The sequence below is a fragment of the Streptomyces sp. HUAS MG56 genome, from assembly GCF_058673395.1.
This window is the reverse complement of record NZ_CM178722.1, coordinates 8,664,827-8,685,483: the sequence shown is the minus strand read 5'-3', so window position 1 is coordinate 8,685,483 and position 20,657 is coordinate 8,664,827. Positions and strand designations below refer to the sequence as shown.

The 20,657-nt window shown below is 72.6% G+C and carries 16 protein-coding genes; 12 read left to right on the top strand and 4 right to left on the bottom strand.

Annotated features, from left to right (window positions below):
* The first annotated feature begins 61 nt into the window (after positions 1-61).
* The 7 genes from tkt to AC4OXY_RS40125 are packed head-to-tail and all read left to right on the top strand — an operon-like array spanning position 62 to position 9,030.
* The gene (gene tkt / locus AC4OXY_RS40155) at positions 62-2,137 is read left to right on the top strand and encodes a transketolase (protein ID WP_491992186.1); all 2,076 of its coding nucleotides are present in this window, start codon (positions 62-64) and stop codon (positions 2,135-2,137) included.
* Positions 2,138-2,177: 40 nt separating this feature from the next.
* Positions 2,178-3,323 (top strand): transaldolase, encoded by a 1,146-nt coding sequence (tal, locus tag AC4OXY_RS40150; protein WP_356025506.1) that lies wholly within the window; start codon positions 2,178-2,180, stop codon positions 3,321-3,323.
* Positions 3,320-4,957, top strand: a complete 1,638-nt coding sequence (zwf, locus tag AC4OXY_RS40145) for a glucose-6-phosphate dehydrogenase (protein WP_362819726.1) — start codon at positions 3,320-3,322, stop codon at positions 4,955-4,957. Before tal ends, zwf begins: the two co-directional genes overlap by 4 nt.
* On the top strand, positions 4,954-5,880 hold the full coding sequence (gene opcA / locus AC4OXY_RS40140) for a glucose-6-phosphate dehydrogenase assembly protein OpcA (protein WP_356025510.1): 927 nt from the start codon (positions 4,954-4,956) through the stop codon (positions 5,878-5,880). Before zwf ends, opcA begins: the two co-directional genes overlap by 4 nt.
* A gap of 1 nt (position 5,881) precedes the next feature.
* Positions 5,882-7,549, top strand: coding sequence for a glucose-6-phosphate isomerase (pgi, locus tag AC4OXY_RS40135; RefSeq protein ID WP_491992185.1), 1,668 nt, complete (start codon positions 5,882-5,884; stop codon positions 7,547-7,549).
* Between the two features lie 2 nt (positions 7,550-7,551).
* Complete coding sequence (gnd, locus tag AC4OXY_RS40130) at positions 7,552-8,430, top strand: phosphogluconate dehydrogenase (NAD(+)-dependent, decarboxylating) (RefSeq protein WP_362819728.1); 879 nt, start codon at positions 7,552-7,554, stop codon at positions 8,428-8,430.
* Positions 8,431-8,436: 6 nt separating this feature from the next.
* Positions 8,437-9,030: a histidine phosphatase family protein gene (locus tag AC4OXY_RS40125; protein ID WP_356025517.1), complete on the top strand. Its 594-nt coding sequence runs from the start codon at positions 8,437-8,439 to the stop codon at positions 9,028-9,030.
* A 39-nt stretch (positions 9,031-9,069) separates the two neighbouring features.
* Here AC4OXY_RS40125 and AC4OXY_RS40120 read toward each other — a convergent pair whose 3' ends face one another.
* The 3 genes from AC4OXY_RS40120 to AC4OXY_RS40110 all read right to left on the bottom strand — a co-directional run bounded on the left by AC4OXY_RS40120 (position 9,070) and on the right by AC4OXY_RS40110 (position 13,946).
* Positions 9,070-10,998 (bottom strand): ArnT family glycosyltransferase, encoded by a 1,929-nt coding sequence (locus tag AC4OXY_RS40120; protein WP_491992184.1) that lies wholly within the window; start codon positions 10,996-10,998, stop codon positions 9,070-9,072.
* A gap of 171 nt (positions 10,999-11,169) precedes the next feature.
* Entirely contained in the window at positions 11,170-12,969 is a 1,800-nt protein-coding gene (locus AC4OXY_RS40115) for a sugar phosphate isomerase/epimerase and 4-hydroxyphenylpyruvate domain-containing protein (RefSeq protein ID WP_491994717.1), read from the bottom strand.
* 80 nt (positions 12,970-13,049) lie between these two features.
* Positions 13,050-13,946 carry a shikimate dehydrogenase gene (locus AC4OXY_RS40110; RefSeq protein WP_362819731.1) on the bottom strand — a complete coding sequence of 299 codons (897 nt, stop codon included), beginning with the start codon at positions 13,944-13,946 and terminating at the stop codon, positions 13,050-13,052.
* Between the two features lie 163 nt (positions 13,947-14,109).
* Here AC4OXY_RS40110 and AC4OXY_RS40105 point away from each other — a divergent pair, with 163 nt between their 5' ends.
* The gene (locus AC4OXY_RS40105; protein WP_356025524.1) at positions 14,110-14,775 is read left to right on the top strand and encodes a TetR/AcrR family transcriptional regulator; all 666 of its coding nucleotides are present in this window, start codon (positions 14,110-14,112) and stop codon (positions 14,773-14,775) included.
* Between the two features lie 225 nt (positions 14,776-15,000).
* Entirely contained in the window at positions 15,001-16,362 is a 1,362-nt protein-coding gene (locus tag AC4OXY_RS40100) for an MFS transporter (protein ID WP_491992183.1), read from the top strand.
* Between the two features lie 56 nt (positions 16,363-16,418).
* Here the strand turns inward: AC4OXY_RS40100 and AC4OXY_RS40095 are convergent, their stop codons facing one another.
* The gene (locus AC4OXY_RS40095; protein WP_362819733.1) at positions 16,419-16,760 is read right to left on the bottom strand and encodes a VOC family protein; all 342 of its coding nucleotides are present in this window, start codon (positions 16,758-16,760) and stop codon (positions 16,419-16,421) included.
* A 176-nt stretch (positions 16,761-16,936) separates the two neighbouring features.
* Here AC4OXY_RS40095 and AC4OXY_RS40090 point away from each other — a divergent pair, with 176 nt between their 5' ends.
* The 3 genes from AC4OXY_RS40090 (at position 16,937) to AC4OXY_RS40080 (ending at position 20,630) form a co-directional block, all read left to right on the top strand.
* Complete coding sequence (locus AC4OXY_RS40090) at positions 16,937-19,678, top strand: helix-turn-helix transcriptional regulator (RefSeq protein WP_491994716.1); 2,742 nt, start codon at positions 16,937-16,939, stop codon at positions 19,676-19,678.
* Between the two features lie 186 nt (positions 19,679-19,864).
* Positions 19,865-20,062: a DUF8691 family protein gene (locus AC4OXY_RS40085; RefSeq protein ID WP_356025534.1), complete on the top strand. Its 198-nt coding sequence runs from the start codon at positions 19,865-19,867 to the stop codon at positions 20,060-20,062.
* A 124-nt stretch (positions 20,063-20,186) separates the two neighbouring features.
* Complete coding sequence (locus AC4OXY_RS40080) at positions 20,187-20,630, top strand: SHOCT domain-containing protein (RefSeq protein WP_362819734.1); 444 nt, start codon at positions 20,187-20,189, stop codon at positions 20,628-20,630.
* The last annotated feature ends 27 nt before the right edge of the window (positions 20,631-20,657 follow it).

Sequence of the window (20,657 nt, the reverse complement as noted above, 5' to 3'; positions counted from 1 at the left end):
AGACTTTTAAGTTTGAACGCGTCCGGCCAGCCATTCCGCACTGAACGAGGACTTCTTGAAGATGACCACGCAGACTTCCGACAGCTTCGAGTGGACCGACCTCGACCGGCGCGCCGTCGACACGGCCCGTCTGCTGGCGGCCGACGCGGTACAGAAGGTCGGCAACGGGCACCCGGGCACGGCGATGAGCCTGGCGCCTGCCGCGTACACGATCTTTCAGAAGGTGATGCGTCATGACCCTGCCGACCCGGAGTGGGCCGGTCGGGACCGCTTCGTCCTCTCCCCCGGTCACACCTCGCTGACCCTCTACACGCAGCTGTTCCTCGCCGGGTACGAGCTGGAACTGGACGACCTGAAGGCCTTCCGCACCCAGGGCTCCAAGACCCCCGGCCACCCGGAGTACGGCCACACCGCCGGCGTCGAGACCACCACCGGGCCGCTCGGCCAGGGCGTCGCCAACGCCGTCGGCATGGCCATGGCCGCCCGCTACGAGCGCGGCCTGTTCGACCCCGAGGCCCCCGAGGGCGCCTCCCCCTTCGACCACACCGTCTGGGCGATCGTCTCCGACGGCGACCTGGAGGAGGGCGTCTCCGCCGAGGCCTCCTCGCTCGCCGGCCACCAGAAGCTCGGCAACCTGGTCTTCGTCTACGACGACAACCACATCTCCATCGAGGGCGACACCGCCACCGCCTTCTCCGAGGACGTCCTGAAGCGGTACGAGGCCTACGGCTGGCACACCCAGCGCATCGAGCCGACCGCCGAGGGCGACGTCGACCCCGAGGCCCTGTACCGGGCGCTGCGGGCCGCGCAGGCCGAGACCGCGCGGCCGTCGATCATCGCGATGCGCACGATCATCGCCTGGCCCGCCCCGAACGCCCGGAACACGGAGGCCTCCCACGGCTCCGCGCTCGGCGCGGACGAGATCGCGGCGACCAAGCGGCTCCTCGACTTCGACCCCGAGCAGACCTTCCAGGTCGAGGACGAGGTCCTCAGGCACGCCCGCCGGGCCCTGGACCGGGGCGCGGAGGCGCACGCCGCCTGGGACAAGCGGATCGCCGAGTGGGCCGGCGCCCAGCCGGAGCGGGCCGCGCTGTTCGAGCGGATCGGCAAGGGCGAGCTGCCCGCGGGCTGGCAGGACGCGCTGCCGGTGTTCGAGCAGGGCAAGTCGGTCGCCACCCGGGCCGCCTCGGGCAAGGTCCTCCAGGCGCTCGGCCCGGTGATCCCCGAGCTGTGGGGCGGCTCCGCCGACCTCGCCGGGTCCAACAACACCACGATCGACAAGACCAGCTCCTTCCTGCCGCAGGGCAACCCGCTGCCCGGGGCCGACCCGTACGGCCGTACCGTCCACTTCGGCATCCGCGAGTTCTCCATGGCCGCGGAGATGAACGGCATCGCCCTGCACGGCAACACCCGCGTCTACGGCGGCACCTTCCTGGTGTTCTCCGACTACATGCGCAACGCCGTGCGGATGTCGGCGCTGATGCAGCTCCCGGTGACGTACGTCTGGACGCACGACTCCATCGGCCTCGGCGAGGACGGCCCGACGCACCAGCCGGTCGAGCACCTCGCCTCGCTGCGGGCCATCCCGGGCCTGAACGTCGTCCGCCCGGCGGACGCCAACGAGACCGCGATCGCCTGGGCCGAGATCCTGAAGAGGCACGCCACCAGCCCCGCCCCGCACGGGCTCGCGCTCACCCGCCAGGGCGTGCCGGTGTACGCGCCGAACGAGGACGCGGCCAAGGGCGGCTATGTGCTGCGCGAGTCGTCGACCGAGGTCCCGGAGGTGATCGTCATCGCGACGGGTTCCGAGGTGCAGCTGGCCGTGTCCGCGCGGGAGGCGCTTGAGGCGGAGGGGATCGGCACGCGCGTGGTGTCGATGCCGTCCGTGGAGTGGTTCGAGGAGCAGGAGCAGGCGTACAAGGACTCCGTCCTCCCGCCGGCCGTGAAGGCCCGGGTCGCCGTGGAGGCCGGGATCGCACTGACCTGGTACCGCTACGTCGGCGACGCCGGCCGGATCGTCTCCCTGGAGCACTTCGGCGCCTCGGCCGACGCGAAGACCCTCTTCGCCGAGTTCGGCTTCACCCCCGAGAACGTCGCCGCCCAGGCCCGCGCGTCGCTCGCCGCCGCGCGCGCCTGACCCCGACGCGACAAGACAACTCAACCGGAAACCAAGAAAGATGACTGACGTGACCGAAGCAATCGCCACCGCCGGAGCCCTCAAGCGCCTCGCCGACGAGGGGGTCTCCGTCTGGCTGGACGACCTGTCGCGGGGGCGTATCGCCTCGGGCAACCTGGCGGAGCTGATCGAGAACAGGAACGTCGTCGGCGTCACCACCAACCCGTCGATCTTCCAGGCCGCCATCGGTTCCGGCGCGGGCTACGAGGAGCAGCTCACCGATCTCGCCGTGCGCGGGGTGACGGTGGACGAGGCGGTGCGGATGATGACGACCGCCGACGTGCGGGCCGCATCCGATATTCTGCATTCTGTATACACCGCCTCCGAGGGGCGCGACGGCCGCGTCTCCATCGAGGTCGACCCGCGCCTGGCCCATGCGACCGAGGCCACGATCGCCGAGGCCAAGCAGCTCGCCTGGCTGGTGGACCGCCCCAACGTGATGATCAAGATCCCGGCGACGAAGGCGGGCCTGCCGGCGATCACCGAGGTCGTCGGGCTCGGCATCAGCGTGAACGTGACCCTGATCTTCTCGCTGGAGCGCTACCGCGAGGTCATGGCCGCCTACCTGGCCGGTCTGGAGAAGGCCCGCGAGCGCGGCATCGACCTCGCCACGATCCACTCGGTGGCGTCCTTCTTCGTCTCCCGCGTGGACTCCGAGATCGACAAGCGGCTGACCGCCCTCGGCACCGACGAGGCGCTCGCCCTGAAGGGCCGCGCGGCCCTCGCCAACGCCCGGCTCGCCTACGAGGCCTACGAGGAGGTCTTCGGCTCCGAGCGCTGGCTGGCGCTCGCCGCGGAGAAGGCGAACAAGCAGCGTCCGCTGTGGGCGTCCACCGGTGTGAAGGACCCCGCGTACAAGGACACCCTGTACGTGGACGAGCTGGTCGCGCCGGGCACCGTCAACACGATGCCGGAGGCCACGCTGAACGCGGTCGCCGACCACGGCGAGATCACCGGCGACACGGTGACCGGCGGGTACGGCGCGGCCCGTGCAGACCTCGACGCGGTCGAGAAGCTCGGCATCTCCTACGACGAGATCGTCCAGCAGCTGGAGGACGAGGGCGTCGCCAAGTTCGAGGCGGCCTGGCAGGACCTGCTGGACGCCGTAGCGAAGTCCCTGGAGAGCAAGGGAGTTGACGCCCGATGACCGAGAACGCGCCCGCCGCCGCGGCACCTGCCGCTCCGGCACCCGCGAAGGCGCAGGCACCCGCGAAGGCGAAGTCGCCGGCGGGGGTGACCGTGCCTGCGGGTCCGGCCGCCGACTGGGAGAACCCGCTGCGGGACACCCGTGACCGGCGCCTGCCCCGGATCGCCGGTCCGTCCGGTCTGGTCATCTTCGGGGTGACCGGTGACCTGTCCCGCAAGAAGCTGATGCCGGCCGTGTACGACCTGGCCAACCGCGGTCTGCTGCCGCCGGGCTTCTCGCTGGTGGGCTTCGCCCGCCGGGAGTGGGAGGACCAGGACTTCGCGCAGGTCGTGCACGACTCCGTGCGTGAGCACTCCCGCACCCCGTTCCGCGAGGAGGTGTGGCAGCAGCTCGCCGAGGGCATGCGGTTCATCCCCGGCGACTTCGACGACGACACCGCGTTCAAGCAGCTCAAGGACGCCGTCGAGGAGCTGGACGCCTCCCGCGGCACCGGCGGCAACTTCGCCTTCTACCTCTCGGTGCCGCCGAAGTTCTTCCCGAAGGTCGTGCAGCAGCTGAAGAAGCACGGCCTGGCCTCCCCGTCCGAGGGTTCCTGGCGGCGCGCGGTCATCGAGAAGCCGTTCGGCCACGACCTCGACAGCGCCCGTGAGCTGAACGCGATCGTGCACGACGTGTTCGAGCCGGACCAGGTGTTCCGCATCGACCACTACCTGGGCAAGGAGACCGTCCAGAACATCCTGGCGCTGCGCTTCGCCAACCAGATGTACGAGCCGATCTGGAACCGGTCGTACGTCGACCACGTGCAGATCACCATGGCCGAGGACATCGGCATCGGCGGCCGGGCCGGCTACTACGACGGCATCGGCGCCGCCCGTGACGTCATCCAGAACCACCTGCTCCAGCTGATGGCGCTCACCGCCATGGAGGAGCCCATCGCGTTCGACGCGGAGGCGCTGCTCACCGAGAAGCTGAAGGTGCTGAAGTCGGTGCGGCTGCCGGCGGAGCTCGGCGAGCACACCGTGCGCGGGCAGTACGCCGAGGGCTGGCAGGGCGGCGAGAAGGTCGTGGGCTACCTCCAGGAGGAGGGCATCGACCCGAAGTCCAAGACCGACACCTTCGCAGCCATCAAGCTGGGCATCGACAACCGCCGGTGGGCGGGCGTGCCGTTCTACCTGCGCACCGGCAAGCGCCTGGGCCGCCGGGTCACCGAGATCGCGGTGGTCTTCAAGCGGGCCCCGCACTCCCCCTTCGACTCCACGGCGACGGAGGAGCTGGGCCAGAACGCGATCGTCATCCGCGTCCAGCCCGACGAGGGCATGACCGTCCGCTTCGGCTCCAAGGTGCCGGGCACCTCGATGGAGATCCGGGACGTGTCGATGGACTTCGCCTACGGCGAGTCGTTCACCGAGTCGAGCCCGGAGGCGTACGAGCGGCTCATCCTGGACGTGCTGCTCGGCGACGCGAATTTGTTCCCCCGTCACCAGGAAGTGGAAGAGTCCTGGAAGATCCTCGACCCGATCGAGGAGTACTGGGCGGCGCACGGCCGTCCGGCGCAGTACGCGTCGGGCAGCTGGGGACCGACGGAAGCCGACGAGATGCTCGCACGAGACGGACGGAGCTGGCGCAGGCCATGAAGATCGACCTGACCGACACCACGGCAAGCAAGATCAACAAGGCGTTGGTGCAGGGCCGCCGCGCCATCGGCACCCCGGCCGTGGGCATGGTCCTGACGATGGTCATCGTCACGGACGAGGAGAACGCCTACGACTCGATCAAGGCCGCCGAGGAAGCCTCGCACGAGCACCCCTCGCGGACCCTGGTCGTCATCAAGCGGCACGCCCGCACCCTGCGCGACCGCACCCACTCCCGGCTCGACGCCGAGGTCCGGGTCGGCTCCGAGGCCGGCGCCGGCGAGACGGTCGTGCTGCGCACCTACGGCGAGGTGTCCGACCACGCCGACTCGGTCGTCCTGCCGCTGCTGCTGCCGGACGCCCCGGTGGTGGTGTGGTGGCCGGTGGAGGCCCCCGACACCCCGTCCAGGGACCCGCTCGGCGCGCTCGCCCAGCGCCGGATCACCGACCTCTACGCGGCGCTCAAGCCGATGGAGGTCCTGGAGACCCGGGCCCGCAACTACGCGCCCGGCGACACCGACCTCGCCTGGACCCGGCTGACCCTGTGGCGCTCGATGCTGGCCGCCGCCCTGGACCAGGCCCGCACCAAGATCACGTCGGCGGCCGTCGAGGCCGAGGCGGACAACCCCAGCGCCGAACTGCTCTCGCGCTGGCTGGAGGCCCGGCTGAAGGTGCGCGTGGACCGCGTGGTCACCGCCGGCCCGGTCGTCACCGCCGTACGCCTCGGCACCGCGAACGGCGAGATCGTCATCGACCGGCCCGAGGGCCCGCTCGCGACGCTGACCCTGCCGGGCCAGCCGCCGCGCACCCTCGCGCTCAAGGTCCGCTCCACCTCCGAACTCATCGCCGAGGAGCTGCGCCGCCTCGACGCCGACGAGATGTACGCCATCGCCCTGAAGGGCGAGGCCGCCGAGGAGAACGCCTGACATGGCAGCGACCCAGCCTTCCGGGTTTCCCCAGCTCACCCACCGGCCCGAGTGGACGGCGCTCGCCGACCACCGCGCCGAGGGCCGGCCGCACCTGCGCGAGCTGTTCGCGCGGGACCCCGGCCGCGCCGAGCGGTACGTCGTACGGGTCGGGGACCTGTACATCGACTACAGCAAGCACCTGATCACCGACGAGACCCTGGCCCTCCTGACGGAACTCGCCACCGCCACCGGCGTGTCCGGCCTGCGCGACGCCATGTTCCGCGGTGAGAAGATCAACGTCACCGAGGACCGGGCCGTGCTGCACACCGCGCTGCGCGCCCCGCGCGACGCGGTGATCGAGGTCGACGGCGAGAACGTGGTGCCGAAGGTGCACGCCGTCCTCGACAAGATGGCGCGCTTCGCCGACCGCGTCCGCTCCGGCGAGTGGACCGGCCACACCGGCAAGCGGATCAGGAACGTCGTCAACATCGGCATCGGCGGCTCCGACCTCGGGCCCGCGATGGCGTACGAGGCCCTGCGCCCGTACACCGCACGGGAGTTGACGTTCCGCTTCGTGTCCAACGTGGACGGCGCCGACCTCCACGAGGCCACCCGCGACCTGGACCCGGCGGAGACCCTGTTCATCGTCGCGTCCAAGACGTTCACCACGATCGAGACGATCACCAACGCCACCTCGGCGCGCTCGTGGCTGCTGAGGGCCTTCGACGGCGACGACAAGGCGGTCGCCCGGCACTTCGTGGCCCTGTCCACGAACGCCGGGAAGGTCACCGAGTTCGGCATCGACCCGGACAACATGTTCGAGTTCTGGGACTGGGTCGGCGGCCGCTACTCGTACGACTCGGCGATCGGCCTTTCCTTGATGATCGCGATCGGCCCGGACCGCTTCCGCGAGATGCTCGACGGCTTCCACCTGGTCGACGAGCACTTCCGCACCGCCCCCGCCGAGGCCAACGCCCCGCTGCTGCTGGGCCTGCTGGGCATCTGGTACGGCGACTTCTTCGACGCCCAGTCGCACGCGGTGCTGCCGTACAGCCACTACCTGTCGAAGTTCACCGCCTACCTCCAGCAGCTGGACATGGAGTCCAACGGCAAGTCGGTGCAGCGCGACGGCAGGCCCGTCGAGTGGCAGACCGGTCCGGTCGTGTGGGGCACCCCGGGCACCAACGGGCAGCACGCCTACTACCAGTTGATCCACCAGGGCACGAAGCTGATCCCTGCGGACTTCATCGGCTTCGCCCGCCCGGCCGGCGAGCTGAGCGGCGAACTCAAGGCGCAGCACGACCTGTTGATGGCCAACTTCTTCGCCCAGACCCAGGCCCTCGCCTTCGGCAAGAGCGCCGAGGAGGTCCGCGCGGAGGGCGTCGCCGAGGAGCAGGTGGCGCACCGCACCTTCCGCGGCGACCACCCCACCACCACGATCCTGGCCGGCGAGCCGAGCCCGTCCGTGCTCGGCCAGCTCATCGCCCTCTACGAGCACAAGGTGTTCGTCCAGGGCGCGATCTGGAACATCGACTCCTTCGACCAGTGGGGCGTGGAGCTGGGCAAGGTCCTCGCCAAGCGGGTCGAACCCGCCCTGACCGAGGGCGCGGACGTCCCCGGTCTCGACCCCTCCTCCCGGGCCCTCGTCGCCGCCTACCGCACTCTCAAGAACGCAACGGAGAACTGATCATGCAGCTCGGTCTCATCGGTCTCGGCAAGATGGGCGGCAACATGCGCGAGCGGATCCGCCGCGCCGGCCACACCGTCATCGGCTACGACCGCAACCCCGACGTCTCGGACGTCAAGTCCCTCGAAGAGCTGGTCGAGAGGCTCGACGCGCCCCGCCACATCTGGGTGATGGTCCCGGCCGGCACCGCCACCCAGACCGTCGTCGACGAACTCGGCGACCTGCTGGAGCCCGGCGACACGGTCATCGACGGCGGCAACTCCCGCTGGACCGACGACGAGAAGCACGCCGCCGCCCTCGCCATCAAGGGCATCGGCTTCGTCGACGCCGGTGTCTCCGGCGGCGTGTGGGGCCTGCAGAACGGCTACGCGCTCATGGTCGGCGGCGACAAGGAGCACGTCGAACGGCTGCACCCGATCTTCGAGGCGCTCAAGCCGGAGGGCCCCTACGGCTACGTCCACGCGGGCCGGGTCGGCGCCGGGCACTTCTCCAAGATGGTCCACAACGGCATCGAGTACGCCATGATGCAGGCGTACGCCGAGGGCTGGGAGCTGCTGGAGAAGGTCCACTCCGTGGAGAACGTGCGCGAGGTGTTCCGCTCCTGGCAGGAGGGCACCGTCATCCGCTCCTGGCTCCTCGACCTCGCGGTCAACGCCCTGGACGAGGACGAGCACCTGCAGAAGCTGCGCGGCTACGCGGAGGACTCCGGCGAGGGCCGCTGGACGGTCGAGGCGGCCATCGACAACGCCGTACCGCTGCCCGCGATCACGGCGTCGCTCTTCGCCCGGTTCGCCTCGCGCCAGGACGACTCCCCGCAGATGAAGATGATCGCCGCGCTGCGCAACCAGTTCGGCGGCCACGCGGTCGAGAAGAAGGACTGAACCACCGTGGGCGACCTCCTGCTGGTCCGCCACGGTGAGACGGAGTGGAGCCTGTCGGGACAGCACACCAGCTGGACCGACCTGCCCCTGACCGAGCACGGCGAGGAACAGGCCAAGTCCCTCGCCCCGCTCCTCACCGGGCGGACGTACGCCCTCGCGCTGGCCAGCCCGCTGGGCCGCGCGATACGCACCGCCGAACTGGCGGGCCTGAGCGGACTCGTGGCCGACCCCGACCTGCACGAGTGGGACTACGGCGGCTACGAGGGCATCACCACGGTCGACATCCACGGCACCCGCCCCGACTGGGACCTGTGGACCGACGGTGTGCCGCCGGGCCCCGAGGGCCACCCGGGCGAGTCGCCGGCGCAGATCGGCGCCCGCGCCGACCGGGTGCTGGCCCGGGTCGACACGGCGCTCGCCGAGGGCGCCGGGGACGTGGTCCTCGTCGCCCACGCCCACTTCCTGCGGGTGCTCACCGCCCGCCGGCTGGGCCTCGCGCCCGCCGAGGGCCGGCTGTTCCAGCTGGCCACCGGCACGGTCAGCCGGCTCTCCACCGAGCACGGCCGGCCCGTGATCGCCGAGTGGAACAGGAGGGCGTGAGCGCCGCCCGCCGTACGCCCGTCGGCCCCGCGGCCCGGTTCACCCTCTGCGGTGGGCCGGGCCGCAGTCGTACAGCCGGTGCGCGCGGTCGCGCGAGCCGTCGTACGCGGCCGCCGGGACGAGCGCGCAGTGGTCGCTCGTCCAGCGCACCAGCCCGCCGACGAGCGTGTGCTCCCCGCGCCCGTGCGCGGCCCGCACGTCGGTCCGCTTCAGGACGACGTAGCGCAGCCGGCCGGAGTCGAGCAGCCGGTGGAAGCGGGCGGACGAGGGGTACGGGACCCGCCCGGTGAAGCCGCCCATGGGCATGACGTCCGCGTTCGCCGAGATGACGTACGGTGCGGCGGACCACCAGCCGGGGACGGCGGCCAGGTACTCGGCGCCGTGCCGGTGCGCGGTGAGATAGCCGAGCAAGTGCTGCTGGGCGGGGTCCAGTTGGGCGAGCGGGTTGCCCGAGCGGTGGCTGGTGGGCCCGACCCGGGCCAGCGAGCCGGGCTGGTTGTAGCGCAGCGACAGCGCCGACGCCGACCAGGCGGCGGGCACGAGCAGGGCCGCGGCCAGGCCCACGGCCAGACCGGCCCGGGCCGCGCGCGGACGGCGCCGGAGCGCGGTCAGGGCCAGGGCGAGCACGGCGAGGGCGCCGGCGGCCGGGGCCGACCAGGGCAGGAACCGCGGGGACCACAGGGTCAGCACCACGCACCAGGCGGCGTTCGCGGCGAGCGCCGCCGGCAGCACCCAGGCCCGCGGGCCGCCCCCGAGCCCCGCCCGCCAGGCCCGTACGACACCGGCGCCGGCGAACGCGGCGAGCGCGACCGCGACCACGCCCATGTAGTAGGTGTGCCCGGTCACGCTGCCGAAGCTGAAGACGAAGAAGAACGTCGCCAGCCACACGCCCCACAGCACCTGGCCCGCGAGCACCCGGTCCGTGCGGGCCGGGCGCCGCCGCCACAGCGCCACGGCGCCGCCGACGAGCCCGAGCGCGGCCAGCGGGTAGAGCCACCCGGTCTGCGTGGCGAGCCCGGGGCTGAACATCTTCCACACGCTGTCGCCCATGCCGGGGCCCGAACCGGCCGCCCGCAGGCTCTCGTTGGGCGCGACGCTGCCGGTGCCCGCCGCGTCGACACCGACCGTGTGGAAGCGGGTGAGGAAGTTGTAGCCGACGACCAGGCCGAACGCCGAGTTGTCGGTGGTGCCGTCGAGATACGGGCGGGCGGAGCCGGGGGTGAGGGTGGCCGCGACCATCCACGACACCGACACCGCGAACATGACCGCGGCGGCGAGCGCGAGGTCCCGCAGCCGGCGGCGCAGGCTCGGCGGGGCGGCGACCAGGTAGGTGGCGGCGAGCGCGGGCAGCACCGCCCAGGCCTCCAGCATCTTGCACTGGAAGGCGACGCCCACCCAGAAGCCGGCGAGCAGCAGCGGGACCACCCGGCCCCGCTCGGTCGCGCGCTGCACGGCCTCGGCGGCCAGCAGGAGCAGCAGGACGAACGGGGCGTCCTCGGTGACGGACCGGCCGAGGCCGACGGTCACCGGGGTGAGGGCCAGGAAGGCGGCCGCCAGCAGCCCGGCCGACACGCCCGCCCAGCGCCGGACCACCACATGGAGCAGGACCACCGAGGCCACGATCTCCAGGGCCTGCGGCAGCACCAGCGCCCACGGGTGGAAGCCGAACACCAGCGCCGACAGGGCCTGCGGCCACAGGAAGCCGGGCAGCTTGTCGATGGTGAGGGTGTTGCGCGGGTCGAAGGAGCCGAAGAAGAACGCGACCGGGTTGTCCGTCATGCTGCGCACGGCGGCGGCGTAGAAGCCGTGGAACGAACTGTGGTCGAGGCCCCACAGGCACAGCAGTGCGGCGAGTGCGGCTATGGCCACCAGCACCGGGCGTTCGTACCGCTGGGTGTGCGGGCGCGGCGCGGCCGCGGGCGGCGGCCCGCCGTCCCGGACGACCGACTCGGTAGGGGTGCTCAGCATGAACGGCCTTTCAGGCTCCCGGAAAGCGTGGTGATCCGGGCGCAGCGCGCATACCGGATCTTGCGGAGTATCCGTCTCCGGAGATGTACGGAGCCTGAACCGGAGCTGAACCCGGCGGAGGTCTCACCGCCCTCTCACCCCTGCGGGGGATCCGGTAAGAGGCCGGTCAGTTCATCGCAAGAGCCGTCCCGTGTGCTGGGCCGCGAGCCGCACCGGCGCGTTGGCGGCACCGTACCCCTGATGGCCGGGATCGCGCTGGACGAGTTCGAAGAAGACCCGGCCGACCGTCTCGGTGTAGCAGTGTCTGAAGGCGCCGCCCGCGTCGCGGTCGTAGAGGATGCCGAGCTCGCGGTACGTCGCCAACTCCCCCTCGGAGAGGGCGAATCGGGCGGCGAGGTCGTCGTAGTAGTTGTCCGGGACCGGCAGCAGCCGGCCGCCGGCCGCGCGCAGGGCGCGGGCGGCGGCCACCACGTCGTCGGTGGCCAGCGCGATGTGCGCGGCGTGCACCGTTTCGTCGGCGGGCGCCGCGCCGACGGTGAGCGCGATACGGACACTGCCGTCGGCGTTCGCGACGGCCCTGCTGCGGCGCAGCCCGTAGGGGTCGGCAAGGTCGATGCTCTCCCGGGCGTCCAGCCCGAGGACGCCGCGGTGGAAGAGCGTCGCCGCGTCGTACCGGTGCCAGGGCTGGGTGAGGGCGAGGTGGTCGATACGGGTGGTGCCGACGGGCTCGGGAACCTCCGGCAGGTCGGCGAAGTCGCTTCGCCAGTCGGGGAGTCGGGAGGCGTCCGAGGACCCGGTGGCGAGGAGGAACAGCTCCGTGCCGTCGGGTGCCGCGACCGCATCGAGCGGGGCGTCCTCGGGGGCGCGGCGGCGGGGCAGAACGGGGGCATGCAGAGCCTCGGCACGGCGGGCGGCACCGGCGGGGTCGGGGGACGTGAGCCCGATCGCGGCGAGCCGGGTGCCGTCGCGGCGGTCGCGGGCGCCGGTGTTGACGAGGATCCGGGCCGTACCGCGCTCCCACAGGTCGACGGGCTTGCCGCGGTGCCGGGCGGTGCGGGCGAAGCCTAGGGCGGCCAGCAGCGCGGTGACCGGTTCGGCATCCGCCGTGAGGAGTTCGGCGAAGGCGATCCCCGTGGGGACGACCGGCGGCGGCAACTCGGCGGCGCCGACCGCTTCCTGGAGCAGCAGCAGGGACCGGTGGGCGTCCACGGCGGTGGCACCGGCATCGGCCTGCCGGTGAACGTCGTTGAACACCTCCAGCGACAACGGCCCCCGGTAGCCGGCGTCGAGGACGTGCCGCAGCAGCCCCGCGACGTCGAAGCCGCCCTGGCCGGGGAAGCAGCGGTGATGGCGGCTCCACTGGAGGACGTCCATCGCCGGCAGCGGTGCGTCGGCGAGCTGGAGGAAGAAGATCCGGTCGCCGGGTATGCCCGCGATGCCCCGCGGGTCAGAGCCGCGGGAGAGGATGTGGAAGCTGTCCAGGCAGGTGCCGAGCGCCGGGTGCCCGGCCGCCTCGACGATGCGCCACGCGTGGTCGTACGTGTTCACATGGCGCCCCCAGGCCAGCGCCTCGTACGCCACCCGGATCCCGAACTCCTGGGCCAGCCCGGCGAGTCGGGCCAGCTGCCCGGCGGCGAGGGCGTCGTCGTCCACGGCGTCAGGCGAGACGCTGGAGCACACGAGCACGGTGTCGGCACCGAGCCGCCGCATCAGCTCGAACTTGTGCCGGGCGCGGCGCAGATTGGCGTCGAAGACCTCTTCCGGAACGGCCTCGACGTCCCGCATCGGCTGGTACAGGTCGATCCGCAGCCCGAGATCGGCGCACCGGGCGCGGATCTCCTCGGGCGGGAGCGGGCTGGCGAGCAGGTCGTTCTCGAAGATCTCCACCCCGTCGAACCCGGCCCGCGCGGCGGCGGTGAGCTTCTCGGTGAGGGAGCCGCTCAGGGATACGGTGGCGATGGAGGTGCGCAGCGCCCCGTAAGGGGCGCGGGCCGTGCCGGCATGCGGCTCCGCCGCGTGGGCGCGGTCAACCGCGACGAAACCTGCCCCGGTCATCCGGCCAGACTCCCCGAACGCTCAACCCCCGCCAACTCCGCGAAGTCACTCAGCATCCGCCCGCTGTCCGGCTCCACCCCCGTGAACAGCCGAAACGCGTCCGCGGCCTGGAACACGGCCATCCCGCCCCCGGACAGCACGGCACAGCCACGCTCCCTCGCGACCCGCACCAACTCGGTCTCCAGCGGCCGGTACACCACCTCGGCCACCCACAGCCCGGGCCGCAGCAGCTCGGCGGACAGCGGCAGTCCGGGGTGCGCCGCCATACCCGTAGGGGTCGCGTGGACGAGTCCCCCCGCGCCGTCGGCCTCCGCCAGCAGCGCCGGCAGCCGGTCGGGCGCCGCCGCCTGCGCCCGGCCGGGGCCGAAGTACCGTACGAGCGACTCGGCGAGCCCGGCCGCGCGGTCGGGCAGCGCGTCGACGACCGTCACCCGCCCCGCGCCCAGGGCCAGTACGGCGTGCGCCACCGCCGCGCCCGCGCCGCCCGCGCCGAGCTGGACGACCCGCTCCAGCGGGGCGCCGGGCAGGCCGCGCGCGAAGGACGCGGCGAAGCCGGTGACGTCGGTGTTGTGACCGACGGCCCGGCCGCCGTCGCCGAAGACGACGGTGTTGACCGCGCCGAGCGCCTCGGCGCGCGGTTCGAGCGCGTCCAGGTGACCGAGGACGAGCTGCTTGCAGGGGTGGGTGATGTTGAGCCCGTCGAAGCCGAGGTCGCGGGCGGCCCGGACCAGGCCGCCGACCGCCTCCGGGGCCGTGCCGAGGACGTCGAGGTCGAGGAGCCGGTACAGGTAGCGCAGGCCCTGCCGGTCCGCCTCCCGCTGGTGCAGGGCGGGGCTGAGCGAGGGACCTATGCCGGCCCCGACCAGCCCGACGAGATACGAGTCCTTGGCCACGCGGACCTCCCGAGGCGACGCTAATGTACGAACCAGTACGTTAGCTATATCAGCGGCGGGAGTCCCGGGGAAGCCCCCGGCGGCATCCGGGGCCCTGCTTCTACAATCACCGGCACCACCGACGAGTGCTCCGCCCAGGTGTCCCCGGCCCCGAAGGAACCCGATGACCAGCGTCGAAGAACCCCTGCACCCCGGCGGGAAGGTGCGCGACGCCGCCCGCACCCGGGCCGAGATCCTCGACGTGGCCACGCAGGAGTTCGCGCGGGCCGGTTACGACGGCGCCCGGGTCGACGAGATAGCGGCCCGCACCCGCACCACCAAGCGGATGATCTACTACTACTTCGGCGGCAAGGAACAGCTGTTCACGGCCGTGCTGGAGCGGGCGTACGGCGTGATCCGGGAGGCCGAGCAGCGCCTGGACGTCGACCATCTGGACCCGGTCGCGGCGATCCGGCGCCTCGCCGAGCTGACCCTCGACCACCACGAGCGGCACCCGGACTTCATCCGCCTGGTCAGCATCGAGAACATCCACGGCGCCGAGCACATCGCGGCCTCCGAGAAGCTCGGCCGGATCGGCTCCCCGGCGCTGGACGTGATCCGCCGGATCCTCACCGCCGGACAGGAGTCCGGGCTGTTCACGGCCGACGTGGACGCGGTCGACCTGCACGCGGTGATCAGCTCGTTCTGCTTCTTCCGGGTCGCCAACCGGCATACGTTCGGCGCCCTGTTCGGCCGCGACCTCACGGACCCCGGCCGGCGCGAGCACTACCGGACCATGCTCGGCGACATGGTGATCGCGTACCTGACGGCGGAGCGGGCGGACGACTGACCTCCGCACACGTCCCCGTGACCTCCGCGCGACGTCACCGCGGCGTCCGCGCGCAAAGGCCCGTGCACGGTCTCTTGACACAGGGGAAACAGCGGCGCAACATCCCACCCACCACGACTAACTACCCAGTGGGTTAATTAGCCGCCGCGATCCGGCCCCGCCCGCTCCCCCTCGCCGCTCACTCCCCTCTTCCGCAGGGTGACGTTCCCCCGAAGGAGCACCGCCGTGTCCGAGTCCGTCCCCGCGCCCGCCCCCGACGTCCCTGCCGGCCAGCCCTGGAAGGCGGCGACGGCCGCCTGGATCGGCAGCGCGCTGGAGTACTACGACTTCTTCGTCTACGGCAGCGCCGCCGCCCTGATCTTCCCGAAGGTGTTCTTCGACGCCTCCGATCCGGCCACCGCGACCCTGCTCTCGCTCGCCACCTTCGGCGTCGCCTACGCCGCCCGGCCGCTCGGCGCGCTGGTCCTCGGGCACGTCGGCGACCGGCTCGGCCGCAAGAAGATCATGGTGTTCACGCTGGTCCTGATGGGTCTGTCGACGTTCCTCATCGGCTGTCTGCCAAGCCGCGCCCAGGCCGGCTCCCTCGCTCCCGTGCTGCTCGTGCTCTGCCGTGTCCTCCAGGGCATATCGGCGGCCGGCGAACAGGCGAGTGCCAGTTCCATGAGCCTGGAGCACGCGCCGGAGCACCGGCGCGGGTTCTTCACCAGCTTCACGCTCAGCGGCACCCAGGGCGGCCAGCTCATCGCCACCCTCGTCTTCATCCCGGTGGCCCGGCTCCCCGAGGACCAGTTGCTCTCCTGGGGCTGGCGGGTGCCGTTCTGGCTGAGCGTGGCGGTCGCCGTCGCCGGCTACGTCATCCGGCGCCGGCTGCGCGAGACGCCCGCCTTCACCCGGCAGGCCGCCACCGAGGGCGTGGCGAAGCTGCCGCTCGCGGTACTGCTGCGCGAGCACTGGGCGGACGTGCTGCGCGTGATCGCGGGCGCGCTCATCGCCTCCGTCAGCACGATCTTCACGGTGTGGGCGCTGGCCTACGCCACCAGCGACGCGGTCGGCATGTCCCGTACCTCGATGCTGTGGGTGGGCGCCCTCGCCAACCTGGTCGCGCTCGGCGCGATCCCGCTGTGGGCGACCCTGTCGGACCGGATCGGACGCCGGCCGGTGTTCCTGATCGGCGCGGCCGGCAGCGCGGTGGCGACCGCCGGCTACCTCTGGGCGATCTCCACCGGCTCCTACCCTCTGACCCTGGCCCTCGGCATCGTCTCCTTCGGCGTGCTCTACAGCGCGGCGAACGGCGTGTGGCCCGCCTTCTACGGCGAGATGTTCGCGACCCGGGTCCGGCTGTCCGGCGTGGCGATCGGCACCCAGACCGGCTTCGCGGTGGCCGGGTTCGCGGTCACCTTCGCTGCCGAGATCGCCGGTCCGGACGGCGCCGACTGGGGGGCGGTGGCCCTGTTCACGGCCGCGCTGTGCGTACCGCCGGTCGTCGCCGCGCTCTGCGCCCGCGAGACGCACACCGTCCCGACGGAACTGCTCGGCGAGCGGGACGGCGGGCGCCGGACGGCGCAGGCGGAGCGGATCACGGCCTGAGCGGACCCGGCCTGAGCGGATCAGACGCGAGTGGGGCGAGCCCGGACCGGGGGCTCTTAGGGACGCGGGTGACGCGGCTCGTACAGGGCGATCTCGCCGCCGCCCGGCAGGCGGACCGCGGTCACCCGGCCCCACCGGGCCTCCTCCACCGGGCGGCTGAACTCCGCGCCCCGCTCGGCGAGTTGACGCCGGGTCTCGTCCAGGTCGTCGCACGTCAGCATCAACTCGTGCGCGGGCGTGCCCTCGGTGGGGTGGCAGGCCACCTCGGTGGGCGGCGCCTTGAAGATGAGCCATCCGCTGCCCGCGTCGACGTAGTTCCAGCAGAGGGTCCCCCGCAGAAAGGCCCGGTCGGCCTCCGGGTCCCGGCTGTAGAGCACCACATGTGCACCGTTGATCACGCGGGGGAGGCTAGTGCGGCGGAGGGGCCCGGACAAGCACCGGGCCCGGCGGGGCCAGGCATGTCCGGCCCGCCCCCGGGACCATCGGCCCCTGTCGCGCGTGACCGCGCCGGGACACCCTGGAGGGCGGGAGGAACGCCGTCGGCACCTGAGGATCATGAGCGGTGGTGGGCACCATGGCCACTCCGGGCAGGGACGGACCGGCCCCGACGACATGGTGTGCCGATCCCCGCGGGGAGCCGTTCCTGCGGACCCGCTTCGCCGTACCGAGCCGGCCCGCGACGTTCCTGCGGCGCGACCGGCTGACCGCCCACCTCGACGAAGCCCGGCTGACCCCCTTGACCGTGGTCGACGGAGCCGCCGGAGCGGGCAAGACACTGCTGACCGCCGACTGGGCCTGCGCACAGGACGCACCCGTCGCCTGGCTCACCGCACGGGTGGCGGACAAGGGGTGCGGCACGTTCTGGGCGTACCTCCTCCAGGCCCTGCGGCTGGCCGGCGTGGGGCCGGACTCCGGTGTCGACTCCGGGATCGGCCTGCCCACCGAACCCGGCCACGTGCACGACGCGCTGCTCACACGGCTCGCCGACGGACTGAACGCCCGCAGGACACCTGTGATCGTGGTCATCGACGAGTTCGACCGGGCGGCCGACCCCGAGATAGCGGACCAGCTGGAACTCGTCCTCCAGCAGGCGGGGCGCGGCCTGCGCCTGGTGCTCGTCACCCGCACCGAACCGCTGCTCCCGCTGCACCGCTACCGGGCGGCCGGCACCGTCACGGAGATCAGGAACGCCGAACTGGCCTTCACCCCGGGCGAAGCGGCGGATCTCCTGGCGCTGCACGGGCTGCACCTGCCGGCCGACGGCGTGGACGCGCTGGTGGAGCGCACCCGGGGCTGGGCGGCCGGACTGCGGCTGTGCGCCCTGGCCGCACGGACGGAGCCCGATCCGGGCGCGTATCTGAAGGAGTTCGAGGCCGACCGCAGCACGATCGCCGACTTCCTGCTGGCCGAGGTCCTCAAGCGGCAGACAGCACAGACGCAGGATCTGCTGCTGCGGATCAGCATCCTCGAACGCTGCTGTCCCGAACTCGCCGACGCCCTCACCGGGCGCACCGACGCCGCACGCATCCTGACCGGCCTGCACCGCGAGAACGCGTTCGTCGAGTACCTCGGGCACGCCTGGTTCCGTCTCCATCCGCTGTTCGGGGAGATCCTCCGGGCCCACCTCCGGGTGCGCTGCCCGGGCCTGGAGACCGAACTCCACCGCCGGGCGGCGCGCTGGCTGCGGCGCTCGGGCTCCCTCGGCGAGACGCTCGGCCACGCGGCCGCGGCCCGCGACTGGGAGACCGCCGCCGGTGCCCTCGTCGGCGATCTCGCCATCGGGGAGATCTTCACCGGCCTGCACGTCGACGACCTGTCCGAGCTGTTCTCCCGCATGGGCCCGCGGCCCGCCGGTCCCGCCACCGACCTCGTCCGCGCGGCCCTCGAACTGTCCCGTGGCGACGTCGAGCACGGCCTCGCCCCGCTGCGCCGGGCGGCACAGGCCCTGACATCGCACGACGGAGACACAGCGGCCGACGACAGCGGCCCGTCCGGCGACGACGGCGACGCGGTGGCCGACCTGGCCGCGGCCCGGCTGAGCTGCGCCTTCCTGGAGACCGTGGCCGCGCGCCCGGCCGGTGCGCCGGGACGGGCGGAAGCGGCGGCACAGGCCGCCGAGGAGCTGCGCGGCGACGTCCCCGGCAGGCTCCTGGAAGCGCACCCCGAGCTGTTCGCGCTCCTGCGCACCCACCTCGGTTCGGCACGGCTGTGGGCCGGCCGGGTCCGGGAGGCGCGAGCGGCCCTGACCGCGGTGGCCGACTCCGGCCGGACGGCGGCGACGGCACCGGCGCGCCAGGAGTGCCTGGGCCACCTGGCACTGATCGACTATCTGAAGGGCCGGCCGGGCAGCGCCGAGCGCACGGCGCTGGCCACGCTCACCGCGGCGGACCGCCGCGACCCGCCCCCCGCGCCCGGGCCTGGGACTGGGCCTGCCACGCTGGTCCTGGCCGCGGTGGCCGTCGACCGCGACGAACTGGACCGGGCCCAGGCACTTCTGGACGCCGCGGCGCAGGCACATCGTCTGCCGCCGGACCCGGTGATGTCGGCGGCACAGTCCATCGTCGCCGGGCGGCTGTTCCTGGCCCGCGGCGACCCGCAGGCCGCGCTGGAGGCGGCGGACCGGGCCGTCGTCGCCGATGCGCCGTCTCCCTGGGCCGAGGCGCACGCGGCGTCCGTGGCCGCCGCCGCCCACCTCGCCGAGGGCCGGCCGGAGCTGGCCGCCAAGCTGCTCGCGGACGAGCCCGGTGGCGACCCGGTGTGCCTCGTGGGAGCCGCGCAGGCGGAGCTGGCCGCGGGCAGACCCGGGGCCGCGGCCGAACTGCTCGACCGGGTGCGGTCACAGGACCGGGCCGGCCCCGCCGTCACGGTACGAGCCGCACTGGTCGGGGCCCAGCTGGCGGGCGCGGCCGGGGACGTGGACCGCCGGCGGGAACTCGTCGCCCAGGCGCTGCGGGAGGCCCGGCGCGAGCGGCTGCGCCGCCCCTTCACCGACGCCGGACCGTGGCTGCGCCCGCTGCTGAGCACCGTGCCCCTGCGCCCGCTGGCCGAGGGCTGGCTGTTCCCCCGCCCGCCGGCACCCGGCGGCCCCCGACAGGCCGGGGAGCGGCCGCCGCTGCCGGTGGTGGAAGAGCTGAGCGGACGCGAACGAGACGTGCTGCGCCGGCTGGCGCAGCTGATGTCGACGCAGGAGATCGCCGCCGATCTGTACGTGTCGGTCAACACGGTCAAGACCCACCTCAAGAGCGCCTACCGCAAGCTGGGCGTGAACCGGCGTCACGACGCCGTGCGCCGCGCGCGTGACCTGGACCTCCTGTGACGGGAACGCTCCGGGGCGGACGCGGCGGTGCTGTCACCTCCCACAGGTCACCGCCCGCGGGTCACCTCCCACGGGTGAAGCAGCGCGGTGGGCACCCGGCGGAGGATCGAACCGACAGGAACGGGCACGCCCCTTCGGGAGACGTGGGAAACGTGGGACACCTGGGAAACGTGGGGAAGACAGCTCATGCGCTACGAGATTCGCGTCGACGGACGGATGACCGAGACGCTGGTCAAGGCGTTCCCCGAGCTGGACCACGTCCTGATGGCCGGTCAGACCATCCTCTTCGGAGCGGTCGTCGACGAGGCACATCTGTACGGCCTGCTGGCCCGGTGCCAGTCCCTGGGGCTGAGGGTGCTGGAGCTGCGCCAGACGCCGTCGTGATCCCACCGCCGCGGCCCCGGTACGGGTCACCCGCCAGGGGTGAGGTGGCCGCGCACCCGCCCCGCGCACGCTGGGAGGCGTACGGAACGACGACCGGGTGCAGTCCCGGAACGGAGGAGGAGCCATGAGCGCGCAGACCTACCTCGCGTATGACTATCCGGCGCTGAGTGTCTTCTGGTCCATGCTGGTGTTCTTCCTGTGGATCATGTGGTTCGTCCTGCTGTTCCGGATCATCGTCGACATCTTCCGGGACGACGACCTGGGCGGCTGGGCCAAGGCCGGCTGGCTCGTGTTCGTCATCGTCCTGCCCTTCCTCGGCGTCTTCGTCTACCTGATCGCCCGCGGCAGGAACATGGGCCGCCGCGAGGCCGAACAGGTCCGTGCGCAGCAGCAGGCGGTCGACACCTACATCCGCGAGACCGCCCACGCGGGCACACCCCCGACCAGTGCCGACGAACTCGAGAAGCTGTCCGGGCTGCGCTCGCGCGGCGACATCACCGACGACGAGTTCCGGCGGGCGAAGGAACTGGTCCTCACCGGCGGCGGGCCCGCGCACCCCGCACCATGACGTTCCCGCCGCACCGGAGCACCGAGC

What these genes read in the sequence shown, in the direction of transcription:
- gnd (WP_362819728.1), top strand. Translation starts at nt 7,552, where the DNA reads ATGCAGCTCGGTCTCATCGGTCTCGGCAAGATGGGCGGCAACATGCGC.
- AC4OXY_RS40090 (WP_491994716.1), top strand. Translation starts at nt 16,937, where the DNA reads ATGGCCACTCCGGGCAGGGACGGACCGGCCCCGACGACATGGTGTGCC.
- opcA (WP_356025510.1), top strand. Translation starts at nt 4,954, where the DNA reads ATGAAGATCGACCTGACCGACACCACGGCAAGCAAGATCAACAAGGCG.
- tkt (WP_491992186.1), top strand. Translation starts at nt 62, where the DNA reads ATGACCACGCAGACTTCCGACAGCTTCGAGTGGACCGACCTCGACCGG.
- AC4OXY_RS40120 (WP_491992184.1), bottom strand. Translation starts at nt 10,998, where the DNA reads ATGCTGAGCACCCCTACCGAGTCGGTCGTCCGGGACGGCGGGCCGCCG.
- tal (WP_356025506.1), top strand. Translation starts at nt 2,178, where the DNA reads ATGACTGACGTGACCGAAGCAATCGCCACCGCCGGAGCCCTCAAGCGC.
- pgi (WP_491992185.1), top strand. Translation starts at nt 5,882, where the DNA reads ATGGCAGCGACCCAGCCTTCCGGGTTTCCCCAGCTCACCCACCGGCCC.
- AC4OXY_RS40105 (WP_356025524.1), top strand. Translation starts at nt 14,110, where the DNA reads ATGACCAGCGTCGAAGAACCCCTGCACCCCGGCGGGAAGGTGCGCGAC.
- zwf (WP_362819726.1), top strand. Translation starts at nt 3,320, where the DNA reads ATGACCGAGAACGCGCCCGCCGCCGCGGCACCTGCCGCTCCGGCACCC.
- AC4OXY_RS40080 (WP_362819734.1), top strand. Translation starts at nt 20,187, where the DNA reads ATGAGCGCGCAGACCTACCTCGCGTATGACTATCCGGCGCTGAGTGTC.
- AC4OXY_RS40085 (WP_356025534.1), top strand. Translation starts at nt 19,865, where the DNA reads ATGCGCTACGAGATTCGCGTCGACGGACGGATGACCGAGACGCTGGTC.